Origin of the sequence: Candidatus Chloroploca asiatica, assembly GCF_002532075.1 — a bacterium.
Lineage (GTDB): Bacteria > Chloroflexota > Chloroflexia > Chloroflexales > Chloroflexaceae > Chloroploca > Chloroploca asiatica.
This window is the reverse complement of sequence record NZ_LYXE01000012.1, coordinates 1-14,681: the sequence shown is the minus strand read 5'-3', so window position 1 is coordinate 14,681 and position 14,681 is coordinate 1. Positions and strand designations below refer to the sequence as shown.

Genomic DNA, 14,681 nt, shown 5'->3' with positions numbered 1-14,681 from the left:
TCGTACCAGAAGGCCGACCCGCCTGCAAAACCCTTTACACATGGCTCGAAATGTCTCAAAAACTCTATACGTGAAAGGAACGTGGTTCCCCCATTTTCAGCGTAGCCCTGAACCTACCCCCCCTCCACCAGCTCAATCTCCTCATCCGTTAGGCCATACAAGCGGTAGACGAGCAGGTCGATCAGCCGGTCGGTCGCTGTGATCGCCGCTAGCGTCGGGGCCAGTGTCTCCACTGCGCCGGCCCAGCGCCCTTGCGCGGCCCGCAGCAGTGGCTGCAAGGCTGCGTCGGCTTGCTTGCCGCGGAGCCCGGTGGTCTGCAATAAGCGCCCGCGATTCTTCTGCACGGCGCGCTCGATCTCGTCCCAGGGTTGCGCCCAGAAGGATTGCACGATTGTCTTGAGCGTCCAGTCTTCGATGGCGCTGCCGGTCTCCTGCGCTAGCCAGTCGGTAAAGGCCGCTGCGTCGGCCTGCTTCTGCTTGTGCAGCGCGATCATCCGCTCGGCTAAAAAGGCGAGCAGGTCGTGAACGGCGTCGCTCTGCTCGTTGGCGGTGTCGGGCGTGCCGTCGGCCAGTTGGGGCAACCGGGCCTCGACCCAGGCCCACAGCGCTGCCCACTGCTCGCGCCAGGCGCGCCACGTTTCCGGTGTCGCCGACATCGCTAAGCCGCGCTCGTAGAGCATCGTTGCGTCGCGTAGCAGCGCGGTGCGTTCGGGCTCGGGTGTGGTGAAGGTGATGCGGCGGATGGGGAGGTTTGCAAGTTGACCCTCAAAATACTCGTAGTACCCCCCTCGCTTTAATTTTGTATTACGTAGGTGATAAAAATTAAGTAGTCTCGAGTTTAAAATTGCACAGACAGTATATTCTGAGTGTAATCCGGATCGAGTGTCAAAAAATACAGCTCGAATATCACCACCATCATTGATTCTTTTCTTGTCATCTACGCAAAATTTATTTCCAGTTGCAATAAATGGCACGAGAATTCTTGGATATTCACTAAAAAACAAATCAACTCCTCTGGGAGTACTAATTTCCCACCAAGAAGAACCTCTTGCAATAATATCAAATCTCGCAGCAAGTTTATTTTTGTGTGGCAGTAAATACTTTTTAGTGTTTGGGTAATTATCTAAATCAACACCTTGTGTCCATAAGGTTACGCGATCCAATTCCTCAAACTCGTAGCGCAAAATACTTCCAGACTTTGCAATTTCATGTATTAATTCCGGTTCAATTTGATAAGCCATCGCTGTTTCGCGCTTTGGAGAGAGAACTTCGTTCAAACCGGATTGCATAGACTGCACTATAGTCGTCATATCGCCTAATGGAATAGATGATTTTCGCATTTTATCAAAGATCGCAACAAAATCTAATTTAGAAAAGTTCCATGGCAGTTCACTAACAGGCAACTGGCTACTAAAAATCTCAAATAATGATAAATCTCGCTGCTTAAGAGCCATACCAACCTGATTTTCTCCGGCTTTATCATTAATAAGCCTGGAAATCATCGTTTCATTTTCATTTCTATTGATGCTATCTTCTGGTGATACAAAATTCCTTCTTTCCATCATAATAATAGACGCAAGTACATTGACATCCGCGCCAAATACTTGATAATTGGCAAAATCAACGATTTCTCGAATTCTAGCTTTCGTCAAAATAAACAATCGAAGCTTATTAGAATATTTTGACTCTTGAAAATAACGAGCTACTATATATGAAAGCAATCCTCTTGACTTAGGAAGTTGATTTACAAGTTCAATAAAATAGTACAAAACATCACTATTTCCTGCGAATACACTTGAGCATGTCTTAAGGTAAACTATTTCTTCTTGTGAGAGATTGTTTATTGAAAAGTACGGCGGATTCCCCACGACCGCATCAAACCCCATCTGCTCGGCGGGTTTCCAGGTTTTGTTGCGCAGGTCAATGAAGACCTCGGGGAAGTCGAGGTCCCAGTGCAGAAAGCGGTGGCGCTGAAATAATGTGCGGGCGTTGTCAACGGCGCGTTGGCTGGCCGGGTCGAGTGTGCGCCGGCCCATGAGCGCGTCGATCAGATCGACGACTTCGCTGCGCCCGCCGCTGTAGAGCCGGATCAGTTGGCTGGCTTCTTTGCTGCCAAAGCTCTGGCTCACCCAGAGATCGAGCAGGCGCTTGACCGGTACGACGCTCTGCTCGTAGGCGGCATAGAGCGTCGCGCTCTGTTCGACCTGTTGGGCGTTGGCGTCGGCGATTTCGACCAGTTCTTCGATGAAGCCGGCCAGGTTGAGCATCTCGGCAAAGGCGCTGCCACTGGTGAACATATCGAGTTGCGTGCCCACGCCGACATCCTTGCCCTCCATCGCCGCCTGCACCGCCTGCACGCGGGCACCAATCAGCGAGTTGCCCCACTTGAGGTGGTGGTCGAGGAAGTTCAGCGGCGCGCCGACGGTGAACGAGTTGAGCCAGAGGCTCAGCCGGGCCAATTCGACCGCCATGTCGTTCAGATCAACCCCAAAGACGCAGCGCTTCATCACAAGCCGCCGCAGCAGGTTCACATTGTTTAGTTGCTCGTCGGCGATCAGTTCGTCCACCCCCTGCTCGCGCAGGCTCGCCTGGATCTGCTGGCGGATGCCGTCGAGACGGGCCAGGATGGGGTTGCCTTCGCGGTGGCGATTGAGGATGACGATCAGTCGGTCGGTGACAAAGTTGACCGCCGAAACCAGGAAATGGCCGCTGCCCATCGCCGGGTCAAGGATCTTCAGATCGAGCAGGCTCTCAATGGCGGCGTGTTCCAGGTCGGCGACGGCCTTGCGCGCGGCGTCGCTGGTGGCCTTCGCCGTAGCGACGCTGACCCGTTCATTGCCCTCGGCGCGGGTCGTCCGTTCGAGTTCGCGGCGGGCGGCGGGCAGGCGTTCCATCAGCGCAGCGAACTGCTTGGCCCGCTCGTCAAGCACCGGGCCGACGGCCTGTTCAACAATATAGGCCACGATATAATCGGGCGTGTAGTAGCTGCCACTGGCCTTGCGATCAGCCCGCGTATGCCGTAGCTCGAGGTCGCCGGCGGCATTTTCGGCCAGTTGGAACTCGAGCAAGCCTTCGTAAATGCTGCCAAGACGCCGCACATCGAGGCCGGCATAGTCGATCATGCGGCGCACCGCATCTTGCGACGTCGCCGCACGGGCCAACGGGTCGCGCCCAAGCAAGTCAAGCGCCTTGCAGAGATCCATTGCGCCCAGGCGCACGCGGGCGAGCAAGCGATGCGGCGTTTTGTGCTCATGGGGCACCCCGCCGTCAGGCGCGGCCCCCTCGCTAAAGAGGCCACCATTATACCTGGGCACGCCCCACGCAGGCCGACCGGCGCTGATCGCACCAAACAACTCGCGCAGGCGCTCCCAGGCCCAATACGCGGTCGGCGTCAGCGGTTTGCGCAGGTACGTGGCCGTAAAGGGCTGCAAAGCGATATCGCTCAGCAGGAAGGTCAGACTGTGCGCATAGTAGCGTGCGTGCATCGTCGGCAACAGCCGCATACTCTCGGCATAGAGCACAAACAGGATGCGATAGAGCAGAATCAGCGTCGTACGAAAGATCAGCCGCCGCTGCTCCTCGCTGCCATCGTACTCGCCAGTGCGCTTGAGGTCATCGGCGATCGCATTCGCCAGCAACTGAAAAACCTCTTGAAAGACCACCTGCTTCAGATTCTCGCCCACCTCGCGGGCAAGGGTCTGCGACGACGCAAAGACCGCCCCGACAAACTGGCTCCCCAGCCCGGCTGCGCCAAAGAAACCGGCAAAGTAGCGCAGATCCTCATCGCTGCCATAGCTCAGCAAGTCGCCCAACTCCACCTCATAGAAGGCCCCGCTGATGCTAGCGGTAAGGTGGCTATAGAGCCGCCACGTGCGTCCGTTGGTCAAGATCGCCCAGGCCAACCCACCAGCCTGGCGCTCCTGCTCTAGGGCCGCGATCAACTCAAGCTGCGGGTAGCTCTGCGCCGAGAGCGCCTGGTCAAGCGGGTGCTCGGGCGGCAGAATGGCGACCAGCGCGAGCGCCTGATCGCCCACCAGCAAGCGCTCGGGGCGACCGGGGGCGATCGTCCAACCGAGGGCCGCGAGGCAAGCGCGGGCATCAGCGACCTTCAAGTCGGCGCGCAAAGCAGGCATCTGCGCCCGCAAAGCGTGCCAGGTTTGACCCACCTCCATCGCCGGGTCGCCAGCGATCCGCTGCTCAAGGTAGTAGGTACTGAAGAAATTCACACTACGAAAGAAGCACTCTTGCTGAGCACGGCGAAAGGCGCGGGCAACCGTTGCCGCCGCTTCGCCCGGCCCCACGTCACCAACCGCAAGCAACTCAAGGGCGCTGAGCTGATGCGGACGGATCGCACGCGGATCGAAGCTAAACCCAAGGAAAGAGGGCGCCCCCTGGCGCTCATCAAAAGGGCGCAGATCGGCCAGCAGCACCAACTCAAGCGTCCCCCAATCGGACGCAGGCACGATCAGGATGGCCTCATTGCCGCGCTGTTCGAGGCTCGCAAAGAGGCGCTGCATCAGCGCCTGGGAGAGCCCAGCGGAGGAATTGTCGTGGGGCGCAAGCAACAGCACCTGAAAAAAGCCATCATCGGTATCGGCCAGCAATTCAAAGGCGCGCCCGCGCAGATCGACAGCAACATTCGCAGGCCAATCAAGCGTACGCGCCGAATAGCTAATCTGCGCTTGAGGACTATAACCAAGGGCCGCAAACAGAGCTCGCAGCGCATCAGCGTCCGCCAGATGAGACAGCAAATCAGGAGCAAGGGCGGCCATAGCAACTCCGTGGGGCTTCAGGGGCTCGGCGACAGCGAACCGGGCAATAGCCAAAAGTATACCACGCAGCATACCCGCATTGTACTGCGGTCAAAAAAGAGAACGGCCAATACCGGCAGCAATCGCCGCCGCGCCCCCGTACGGGCACGGCGACGCCGTGCCCTGCGCCGCCCCGCGGCCCTGCCCCCACCGCAAAACACGCCCTTGCAGCAGGCAAACGGGGATGGTAAGATGAAGCACAGCAATCATGTAGAGCGTGCCCTGCACAACCGAGGAGTTACGACTATGCCGCGTAGCCTCAGCGCAAGCCTTTTGATCATCATGCTTATTCTGTTGAGTGCGTGTACGCTACCTTTTGATGAGCCTGGCGCAACCGCGCCGCCGGCGATCATTGTGACGCCGACGCCCCGCCTCGATGCGACCGAGGCCGTTGCCGAGGTGCCGCCGACTGCGGTGCCGACCGAGATACCCATGGGGGCAACGCCCGAGGTGCCCTCGGTCAGCGCACCGCGCCTGCTCGAGCAAGTACTCGCACGCGGGCGGCTCATCTGTGGCGTGAATGAAGACTTGCCGGGCTTTGCCTCGCCCGACCCGAATCAAACAGGCAACTATCGTGGCTTTGATGCCGACTTTTGCCGCGTCATTGCGGCAGCAGTTTTTGGTGATGCAACTGCCGTCGAATTTATCCCGTTGAATGTTTCGGCACGCTTTCGGGCCGTGGTCAACGGTGACGTTGACGTCTTGATCCGCAACACGACCTGGACGGCGCTGCGTGATACGGGGTTACAAGACGACCAGTTAGGCTTGATCCGACTCGATTTTGGGCCGATCATCTTCCATGATGGTCAGCGCTTTATGATCCGCGAGGGCCTGACGACAACCAATGGCCAACCCGTCGTTGACGTAGCCGGGCTCTTTGGCAAATCAATCTGCGTGATTGACAATACGACCAGCACCCTCAATCTGCGTGACCAGATGGCGGCCAGGGGTTTGCCCTATATTCCGATCATTAAAGCGACAACCGACGAAGCCTTTGCCGCCTATGATAATGAAGAGTGCGATGCCATCACCAGCGACACCTCGCAACTTGTCGGACGGCGCGTGACCCTCAGCAACCCATCGGCACATACGATTCTGGCCGAACAGATCTCGCGTGAGCCGCTCGCACCGGTGGTCATCGAGCATGACAGCCAGTGGCGTGATATTGTGAGTTGGGCCATCTTTGGGACGATCTACGCCGAAGAACTCGATGTCACCTCGCGCAACCTGAGTCAGGCACTGAATTCCTCCAACCCCGATATCCAGCGCCTGCTTGGGCGTTCGGGCAATATTGGGGTCAACCTGGGCCTGACCAACGATTTTGCACTCAATATTATTCGCGAAGTTGGCAACTACGAAGAGATCTACAACCGTAACCTTGGGCCAGATACACCGTTTGACCTGGATCGCGGCCCCAACAAAGCCTGGAACAAAGGCGGTGGCGGTGTCTTGAGTTCGCCGCCCTTCCGTTAAAGGGGCAAAAACGTCGCGCCTGTGGCCGTAAAGCCAACTCCTTCGCTGAAAAGAAGTCAGCGTAGCTGGCTTCTTTTCAGCGAAAGATGAGGATAGTCTTTCATTGCAATGCGTTTTCCGCCATGTTATGATACCTCAAAAGCGAGCGGGAAGGGGAAGGCAGTGGAGGACGAGCGCAACCGAGCGGATGGGGTCAGGTATTTGCAGCGTGGCCTGGCGCTCGAACGTGCCAACCGCATAAACGAAGCGGTTGAACAGTATCGTCAGGCCATTGCGATCAACCCACATTTGCGCGAGGCGCATAATGCGCTAGGTTTCTATTATCAGCGCAGCGGTCTGCTTGCCAAAGCCGCCGATGCGTTTCACACGGTGGCGAGCCTTGACGGCGATTTTCTCGCCTATTTCAACCTGGGCTATGTGCTGGTTGAGCTCGAGCGGTACGAAGATGCGCTGGAGGCTTTTGCAAGTTGCCTCCGGCAGGCCCCCGAGGATGCCGCGACCCACTTTGAACTGGCCTTGATCTACCTGAGTCGCAACGAGTATACCGAGGCGCTTTCGCATCTCCAGCTACCGCTGACCAACTACCCCGAAGACTGGGAGGTTCACAACCTCTTGGGGCGTTGCCTGCTTGGCTTGCGACGCTACGACGAAGCCGTTGCGGCACTGGGGCGGTCGCTCTTGCTGGCGGGGACGCCCTTTGCTCAGGCGGAGGTGATCGAAAATATTAATACGGTCGAGCGTCACCGCGAGTTTCGCAACCTCAACACGGTCAAAGATCAACTCTACGCCCGTGAAGGCGTCATCTATCTTGGCTCGGCGGCTGACGATGGGTTGCATGTTCACGAACATCACGATTTTCACTTCACGTATGTCGATGTTGCAACGACCCTGCAACGCCTGAACGCACTTGCTTCGAGTTCACGGTGGCAATTTACGGCGATCCTTGCCGTTGACACGCTGGCCCGCCCGCTTGCGCAGGCCATTGCTGAATTGCTGCATACACCGCTCAAGACAGCGGAAGACCTGAGTGAACAAGACCGGGTGCTGCTGATCTTCGCGGTTGCCCGCGAAGCCGAATTGCTCTTATTGACGGTCGAGCATCTGCCATGTCAGGCTACCGCCTTCTGCCTCGGGCTGAACTGGCTCCGTCACAGTAAACTGCTGCCCGACGTTGTCGGCATTGTCGCCCGTGGGACGTGCAGTGTGCCCTGGGAAAGCGAGCTCCGCCAACTCCGCGCCGAAGGTGCGCGGCCCGAAGCCGTTCTCGAGTGCATCGCGCGCGCAACCATGACGATCCACACGACCGTTGCCAGCACGCCGATTGATCCCAACCTGCCCCGCCAGATCCGCTACTACACCCGTGTCCACCGACGCGTCAATGTGCTCGGGCACGAATAAGTGGTTTGGGAACGAACAGGGTGTTGCCCAGGCCCGCCCTTGTCACCCCGAACGCCCTTGTCACCCCGAACGCCCTTGTCACCCCGAACGCCCTTGTCACCCCGAACGAACGTGAGGGGTCTTCCATGCCGATGCAGTGCAGATTCCTCACTGCGCCTACGGCTTCGTTCGGAATGACAACGAAGGCGTTGCGCTCCGCCCAGGAGGCGGGGAGGTGTTGCGCTCCGCCCAGGAGGCGGGGAGGTGTTGCGCTCCGCCCAGGAGGCCGGGAGGCGTTGCACGAAAAAGCCCCTCCCCCCTTGTGGGGGAGGGGTTGGGGTGGGGGGCAAAGGCGTCGCCTTATACCTGGGGCGTGCCGCCCGACTGGGTCTGTTTGACCAGCGGTCGCTGCGTATCAAGCTCAGGCGTGACGGCTGGCTTCGGAGGCGCAGGAATTGGCTTGCTGGCGTCTTCGATCATACGCTGTGTAATGCGGACGGTGTCGTTGACAAAAAGATTGAGGTCGCGTACAGGCAGCAGGAATTTCACCGGCCCGATGCGGCGCAGGGTACGAAACAGATTAAAGGGGAAGGTGCCAATATGTTCCCAGTTGACCATCGCGACGTTTGAGGCAAAGGGGCCGAGGTTATCGGTCGTGGTTGTGCCTGCCGGTGGGCGAAGCACAGCCCCAAACTGGCGACGCAACTCTTCGGCGCGGGTCAACACCTTGACCGGGCCAACCCCGCGGAGCGACGTCTGGCAGCCAAGCCGGTAGCCTTCCGCCATCCGCTCGGGCGGCAACCAGGTATGTTCGGCCTCGGTAGGTGGATTGAGTTGGTCGGCACCACTGAGAATACGGCACTCGCACATCGTGCAGAGGCCATAGCCGTCACAGTAAAAACCGATATGGGCGGCATTGCGTCGGGCAACACTGAGCAACAACTCACCCGGCTTTGCTTCCATCATCTCATCATTGATCTCGACCTGGATCGTCATCTTAAGTCTCCAGTGCTGAAAGAGCGGTGATACATGTCGGTCTTCTCTTGATTGTAGCACAGGATGGCCCATGGTATACTACGAAAACCGTTGGGATAGCCTGTGTTATGAGGAGTCTGGTGATGAGTACTGCGCTGCATGAAGATCTGGTTGCGCTGACGTGCGATCTGGTTCGCTTTGAGACAACGGAGAATCGGGTTGATCAGTTGCGTGCGGCGATTGAGTATGCGGCTGCGTACCTCGCTGATGTGCCCGGCCTTGTCATTGAGCGGAGTGAGGCCCACGACAAGCCAGCCCTGGTGGTCACGCTGCGTCAGACTCGCACACCGGCGTTGATGCTCAACGGCCATCTGGATGTGGTGGTCGCCAACCCCGAGCAGTTTGTGCCCGAGGTGCGCGATGGGCGGATTTATGGGCGTGGTAGTCAGGATATGAAGGGCAGTTGCGCGGTGATGCTGCGCCTGATCCGCGAACTGGCGGCCTGGCCTGAACGCCCCGATGTCGGCTTTCAGTTTGTGTGTGACGAAGAGATCGGCGGCACCCACGGCACCGGACGCCTGCTGGCCGAAGGGTGGCGCTGTGGTTTTATGCTCTGCCTGGAGCCCACTGATATGGGAATTCTCTTTGAGCATAAGGGTGCCATGTGGGTGGAACTGAGCCTGCCGGGGCGTCCGTCGCACGGGTCACGCCCCTGGGACGGGGAGAACCCGATCCTCGCTTTCCACCAGGGCTTGCAATCCCTGGCGTTGCAGTATCCTGTCCCTGCACCAGATACCTGGCGGACAACGATCACACCGACGACGATCCAGGCCGGGGCTGGCTCGCGCAATCAGGTACCTGGCTCGCTGAAAGTGACCTTTGATATTCGCTATGTGCCCGAAGATACGCCCGCAGCGCTGCTCGCCACGCTGCAAACCCATTTCCCGACCGCCAGGGTGGTCGTCAACGAGTCGGCCCCGGTGTTGCGCACTGACCCCGAACATCACGAGGTGAGCCGCCTGGCCGATCTGTTGCAGCAGCGGGCTGGTGCGCCGCCCCGCTTTTATCGTGAGCATTTCTCGACCGATGCTCGTTACTATACGAGTGCCGGTATCCCAGCAGTCTGTGTTGGGCCAGTCGGGGCCGGGCTCCATTCTGATGAGGAGTGGGTGTCAGTTGAGGGACTGGTCGATCTGTATGATGTGCTGGTAAGCTATATCAAGCACATGTAGGAACGTGTCAAACTTTTTATGTTGTATGCATTACAGACTTTGCCAGGGCTCGGTGAGTTAGCCTGGCTCGAAGCCCAACGTCGCCTTGGGGGCGACGACGGTCAACCGCCAAAACTGGTTGGTATGCGTGCCGTGCCAGGTCGCAATGACCTGGTGCTCTTTGATCATCGTGGTGGCCCGCGCCCGTTGCTCACGTTGCGTACCAGCGAAGATGCCTTTGTCGTCGCAGCGCGCGGCTTCAAGGTAGCCCCCGATGCCCGTGGGTTGCGGCAGATCCATGCTGCTGTCTACCATAGTGACACCGCCGAGGCGGCGGTCAAGCTCTGGCGCCGCGCCAGCGGCTTCCGCCCGCAAGGGGTGAGCTTCCGGGTGATTGCGCGGACGGTGGGCACGCAGAAATTTATGCGCCGTGATGTTGGCCGTGCCGTTGCCGATGCGGTGAAGGATGGGTGGCCCGGGCGCTGGACGTTGGTCGAAGATGATGCCGATCTCGAGATCTGGGCAACGCTCGTCGAACACGAGTTGTTCTGTACGTTGCGCCTCTCGGATGCGAGCATGCGCCAGCGCAGCAAGACCTACCATTTGCCCGCGAGCCTTCGCCCGGCACTGGCCGCAGCAATGGTTGGGCTCACCGACCCCGAGGTTGACGATGTCTTTCTTGATCCGATGGCTGGTGCCGGTACCATTCTGGTGGAACGGGCCGCCGCTGGGAAATTTGCCGAGATCCACGGCGGCGATATCAGCGGCGAGGCGTTGCGGGCGATGCAGGAGAATCTGCACGGTGTGCGCGGCGAGATCTATGTGAGTCGGTGGGACGCCCGCAAGTTGCCGCTTGATGATGCGAGTGTCGATAAGGTGGCCGTCAATCTGCCCTTTGGCAAGCAGGTGAGTGAAGAAGCCAAGTTGCCCGGGCTTTACCGTGAAGTGCTTGCTGAACTGGTTCGCGTTGTCCGCCCCGGCGGGCGGGTGGTTGTGTTGACTGGTGATTATCGGTTACTCGAAACGGCCCGTAATAGCGCCGCCCGGCGCTTGCGCCCAGGGCCGCGTCACCGTGTGATTGTGCTTGGGCATGCCGCCACGATCTGTGAGTTTACCCGAGGCGACTAGGAGGAGATGATGCGCACAACAACCTTGAAACTGGTCACGGTGATTGCCGAGTCGATTCTCGAAGATCGCCTGGTTCGTGAAATGCATCACCTCGGGGCCAAGGGCTATACGATAGCCCAGGCCCGTGGTGAGGGCACCCGCGGGATGCCGACCATTGATATGGGAGGCCAGAATGTCCGCATCGAGATGCTTGTGAGCGATGAGGTGGCCGAGCGCATTATGGCCCATCTTGCCGAGCACTATTTTACCGATTATGCCGTGATTGTCTATGCGGTCGATGCCCAGGTACTGCGTAGCGAGAAATATCTGTAACGCCTGTGATCGCTTCGTTCCACCGCGTTCTGGCCTGGTTGATCCTGGTAACGTTGCTGCTTGTGGCGCTGCCCGTAGCCCAACCACCAGTTGCTGCGCAACTCGCTGCGTCGCCCGTGCGGGTGTCACCCGCGACCCTCGAAGCAACCGTTGCCCTCGGCGAAGAGGCTGAACTGCGGCTGCGGGTTGAGAATGAGGCGCCGGAACCGCTTGATCTACGCATCTTTGAGGCCCGCGCCGAGCTTGCCGCGGTGCCCGAGGTTGCCCCGCGGCTCCGTCGGGTGCCGTTGCCGTCAGAGGATCGCGGCGTTGCGGCGGCGGCGCGCGGCCCGGTCATTGATCCTGGGATTGCCACCGATCAGGCGAATGATCCCGAGGGCAAGGCGCAGTTTCTGGTCTTTCTCGACGACCAGGCCGATCTCGCGTCGGCGTATGCGTTGCGTGATTGGGCAAGCCGCGGCGCGTATGTGGCGACGATCCTGCAAAACCACGCCGACGCGAGTCAGCGTGCGCTGCGTGGCTGGCTCGCTGCACGTGGCCTGCCGTATACGTCGCTCTGGATTGTGAATGCGCTGGCAGTCACCGGCGATGCCGCCGACGTCGCGGCGCTGGCGAGTCGCGCCGAGGTAGCCGAACTACGCGCCCTGCGCGTTGCCAGTCTGGGGCGCGTTGCGCCGCATGAACTGGCCCAGACCGCGCCAGCCAACTGTGCTGCCGATGACGCGAACGTCTGCTGGCATGTCCGCCAGGTCGAGGCGAGCCGCACCTGGGACGATTTTGGGGTACGCGGCAGCGGCATTACGGTTGCCAGCATTGATAGTGGCGTACGGCTGGAACATCCCGCGCTCGTGAACCAGTATCGTGGCACAAGCGCTGAGGGGCAGACCCATGCCTACAACTGGCTTGATCTGTTTGGAAGTTCGCCATCACCTGCTGATGCGGGCAATCACGGCACCCATACAATGGGCCTGATGGTGGGCCTCGGCGATCAGGAAGCCCAACCAGCGGTGGGCGTCGCCCCCGCGTCGCGCTGGATCGCCGTGCGCGCCTGCTCGGCGCGTGAATGCAACGAACTCGCCTTGATCCAGGCCGCCCAGTGGCTGTTGGCCCCCACTGATGCAAACGGGCTCAACGCCCGCCCCGATCTTCGCCCGCACATCATCAATAACTCGTGGGTTGCAGGGACAACGGCTGACTGGTATACGGGCTATGTTGTTGCATGGCGTGCGGCGGGCATCTATCCGGTCTTTGCCGCCGGCAATACGGGCAGCCTGTCGGGGTGCGGCACGATCCAGGCCCCGGCCAGCTTTGCCGAAGTAACGGCGGTTGGGGCGACCGATCGCCAAGATCTGTTGGCGACCTTTAGCAGCATCGGGCCAACTGCCGACGGGCGCATCAAACCCGACCTGACCGCCCCCGGGCTTAATATCATCTCGACCGTCGCCGATCAGCGCATCTACGGCTCGCTGAGTGGCACCTCAATGGCGACGCCGATCGTCGCCGGCGCGGTGGCGCTGCTCTGGTCGGCGCAGCCTCGGTTGATCGGTGACTACGAGGCAACCTATGCCGCATTGACCGCGACGGCGGCACCGCGTACCGGCGACACCCGTTTTCTTGGCGACCTGCACGCCACCTGTCGCCCCAACGAGGCACCAAATAGCATCTACGGGTATGGCCGCCTCGACGCGTACCGTGCCGTCGCCGAGGTAAGCGTTGACATCCCCTGGCTCAGCATTGCCCCAACGCAGACCGTGACGCTGGCACCCGGCGCGAAGGTTGAGCTTGGCGTGACGGTTGATGCGCGCAAAGTTGCTGCGCCTGGTCGCCACACCGCGCAGCTTCTGCTGCACACCGCCGATCTGAGTCAAGCACCGCTGGTCATCCCGGTGACGCTCATTGTCCCGAGCGACGCGAGCCATGCGACCCTGCGCGGCACCGTCACGCGAGGCGGCACTGGTGCCCCGCTGGAGGCGACCGTGAGCGTCGGAGATGGGCCAACGACGACCACCGACACGCGTGGGGCGTACCAATTTATCCTACCAACGAGTCAACCCACCGTCACGCTCACCACCAGCGCCCGCGACCATGTGACCCAGGTCATCACGGTCAGCCTGAGCGCCGGCGAAGAAGTGGTACGCACCATCGTGTTGCAACCGGATCAGCCACAACTCACGGTTGACCGCACCCGTGAGCCAGTAGTGCTCGACTTTGCCGCAACGCTGACGGCCACACTGCCCATCAGCAACACCGGGCCACAACCCTTGCGCTACACCGCGCAGATCCTCGATGAAGCATATGGCGTCTGGCGGAGTGACGAAACGCCGGAGATCGCGCGGAGATGGATCGTCCCGCCGGCAGATGCAGTCACGGTGGCGCTAGGCAATGACGCCTTCAGCGAAGCGCTTCCGCTCGGCTTTCCCTTTTTCTTCTATCACCGCTCCTACGACACACTAACCATCGCCTCAAACGGCCTCCTGATCCTCGGCTCGCCACCGAATAGCGGCTTCTTTATCCCAGGCTGTTTCCCGCTAGCCGAAACGACTAGTGCCGCAATTGTGCCCTTGCGGGTCAACCTTGACCCGAGCCAACCTGGGGCGCGGATCAGCTACGCCAGCTTGGCCGAAGGCTTCCTAGTCAGTTGGGAAGACATACCGATCAGTGGTGAACCAACGCAACGACTGAGCTTCCAGGTCTTACTGATGCGTGACGGACGCATCAGCATGCACTACAAAACGCTTAGCCCCCTGGCCCCAGAGCTCTCAGCGAGCTACGGGCTTCAAGCGAGCAACCAGGCCTACCAGAGCCTGGGTTGTCGGAGCGACCTGCACTTGAACGAGGGGCTAACCATTGAACTACGGAGGCAGCCAACCACAAGCACCTGGGTAGAGTGGAGTGATCAGCAAGGCGAGATCGCCCCAGGGGAAGCGGTAGAACTACCGATCGTGTTGCGATGGGTCTCGCCATTCTTCTCGCCGTGGGCCTTCCGAGGCACCATCCTCATCCAGAGCAACGACCCACTTGCGCCAGTGACCCGGCTGCCAATCACCATCGCACCAGAGGACGCGCCGTATAGGGTCATCTTCCCCTTGGTATGGTAAAAAGGCTGGTTTGTTTTGACGCAAAGGCGCGAAGGCGCAGAGGTTTGATGCAGCTCCAGCGATACCGTTGCGCCGTTGCGTCAACACAACCGCCTGATGGGTTCGGTCGTGGGGCGAGGTTTATTGTCCGCAGATGACGCAGATGACGCAGATGGGGAAGTCATAATCTGTGTCATCTGCGTCATTAGGGCGATTGCATCTTCCGTGTATGCACCCCACCAGGGCACCCGCACGGGCACCCGCAAGGGGTGCCCCTACACCGGGCCCGCCCCCCGGCCCTGTAGGGGCACCCCTTG

General features: G+C 59.8%; 8 protein-coding genes. 6 read left to right on the top strand and 2 right to left on the bottom strand.

Translation table 11 applies throughout. The annotated features are described in order from the left end of the window. Nucleotides 1-113: 113 nt before the first annotated feature. A complete protein-coding gene (locus tag A9Q02_RS00980; RefSeq protein WP_172450468.1) occupies nt 114-4,772 on the bottom strand; it encodes an Eco57I restriction-modification methylase domain-containing protein in 4,659 nt (1,552 codons plus the stop codon). A gap of 285 nt (nt 4,773-5,057) precedes the next feature. Here A9Q02_RS00980 and A9Q02_RS00975 point away from each other — a divergent pair, with 285 nt between their 5' ends. Beyond that, nucleotides 5,058-6,284 carry an amino acid ABC transporter substrate-binding protein gene (locus A9Q02_RS00975; RefSeq protein WP_245860165.1) on the top strand — a complete coding sequence of 409 codons (1,227 nt, stop codon included), beginning with the start codon at nt 5,058-5,060 and terminating at the stop codon, nt 6,282-6,284. 162 nt (nt 6,285-6,446) lie between these two features. Beyond that, complete coding sequence (locus A9Q02_RS00970) at nt 6,447-7,682, top strand: tetratricopeptide repeat protein (protein ID WP_172450466.1); 1,236 nt, start codon at nt 6,447-6,449, stop codon at nt 7,680-7,682. A 339-nt stretch (nt 7,683-8,021) separates the two neighbouring features. Here A9Q02_RS00970 and A9Q02_RS00965 read toward each other — a convergent pair whose 3' ends face one another. Next, the gene (locus tag A9Q02_RS00965; RefSeq protein ID WP_172450464.1) at nt 8,022-8,657 is read right to left on the bottom strand and encodes a 2Fe-2S iron-sulfur cluster-binding protein; all 636 of its coding nucleotides are present in this window, start codon (nt 8,655-8,657) and stop codon (nt 8,022-8,024) included. 122 nt (nt 8,658-8,779) lie between these two features. Here A9Q02_RS00965 and A9Q02_RS00960 point away from each other — a divergent pair, with 122 nt between their 5' ends. The 4 genes from A9Q02_RS00960 to A9Q02_RS00945 are packed head-to-tail and all read left to right on the top strand — an operon-like array spanning nt 8,780 to nt 14,385. Further along, the gene (locus A9Q02_RS00960; RefSeq protein ID WP_097650474.1) at nt 8,780-9,868 is read left to right on the top strand and encodes a M20 family metallopeptidase; all 1,089 of its coding nucleotides are present in this window, start codon (nt 8,780-8,782) and stop codon (nt 9,866-9,868) included. 18 nt (nt 9,869-9,886) lie between these two features. Beyond that, on the top strand, nt 9,887-10,975 hold the full coding sequence (locus A9Q02_RS00955) for a THUMP domain-containing class I SAM-dependent methyltransferase (RefSeq protein ID WP_097650473.1): 1,089 nt from the start codon (nt 9,887-9,889) through the stop codon (nt 10,973-10,975). Between the two features lie 6 nt (nt 10,976-10,981). Continuing rightward, nucleotides 10,982-11,287 carry a P-II family nitrogen regulator gene (locus A9Q02_RS00950; protein ID WP_245860158.1) on the top strand — a complete coding sequence of 102 codons (306 nt, stop codon included), beginning with the start codon at nt 10,982-10,984 and terminating at the stop codon, nt 11,285-11,287. Between the two features lie 5 nt (nt 11,288-11,292). Further along, entirely contained in the window at nt 11,293-14,385 is a 3,093-nt protein-coding gene (locus A9Q02_RS00945) for a S8 family serine peptidase (protein ID WP_172450462.1), read from the top strand. The last annotated feature ends 296 nt before the right edge of the window (nt 14,386-14,681 follow it).

What these genes read in the sequence shown, in the direction of transcription:
- A9Q02_RS00980 (WP_172450468.1), bottom strand. Translation starts at nt 4,772, where the DNA reads ATGGCCGCCCTTGCTCCTGATTTGCTGTCTCATCTGGCGGACGCTGAT.
- A9Q02_RS00975 (WP_245860165.1), top strand. Translation starts at nt 5,058, where the DNA reads ATGCCGCGTAGCCTCAGCGCAAGCCTTTTGATCATCATGCTTATTCTG.
- A9Q02_RS00965 (WP_172450464.1), bottom strand. Translation starts at nt 8,657, where the DNA reads ATGACGATCCAGGTCGAGATCAATGATGAGATGATGGAAGCAAAGCCG.
- A9Q02_RS00960 (WP_097650474.1), top strand. Translation starts at nt 8,780, where the DNA reads ATGAGTACTGCGCTGCATGAAGATCTGGTTGCGCTGACGTGCGATCTG.
- A9Q02_RS00955 (WP_097650473.1), top strand. Translation starts at nt 9,887, where the DNA reads ATGTTGTATGCATTACAGACTTTGCCAGGGCTCGGTGAGTTAGCCTGG.
- A9Q02_RS00950 (WP_245860158.1), top strand. Translation starts at nt 10,982, where the DNA reads ATGATGCGCACAACAACCTTGAAACTGGTCACGGTGATTGCCGAGTCG.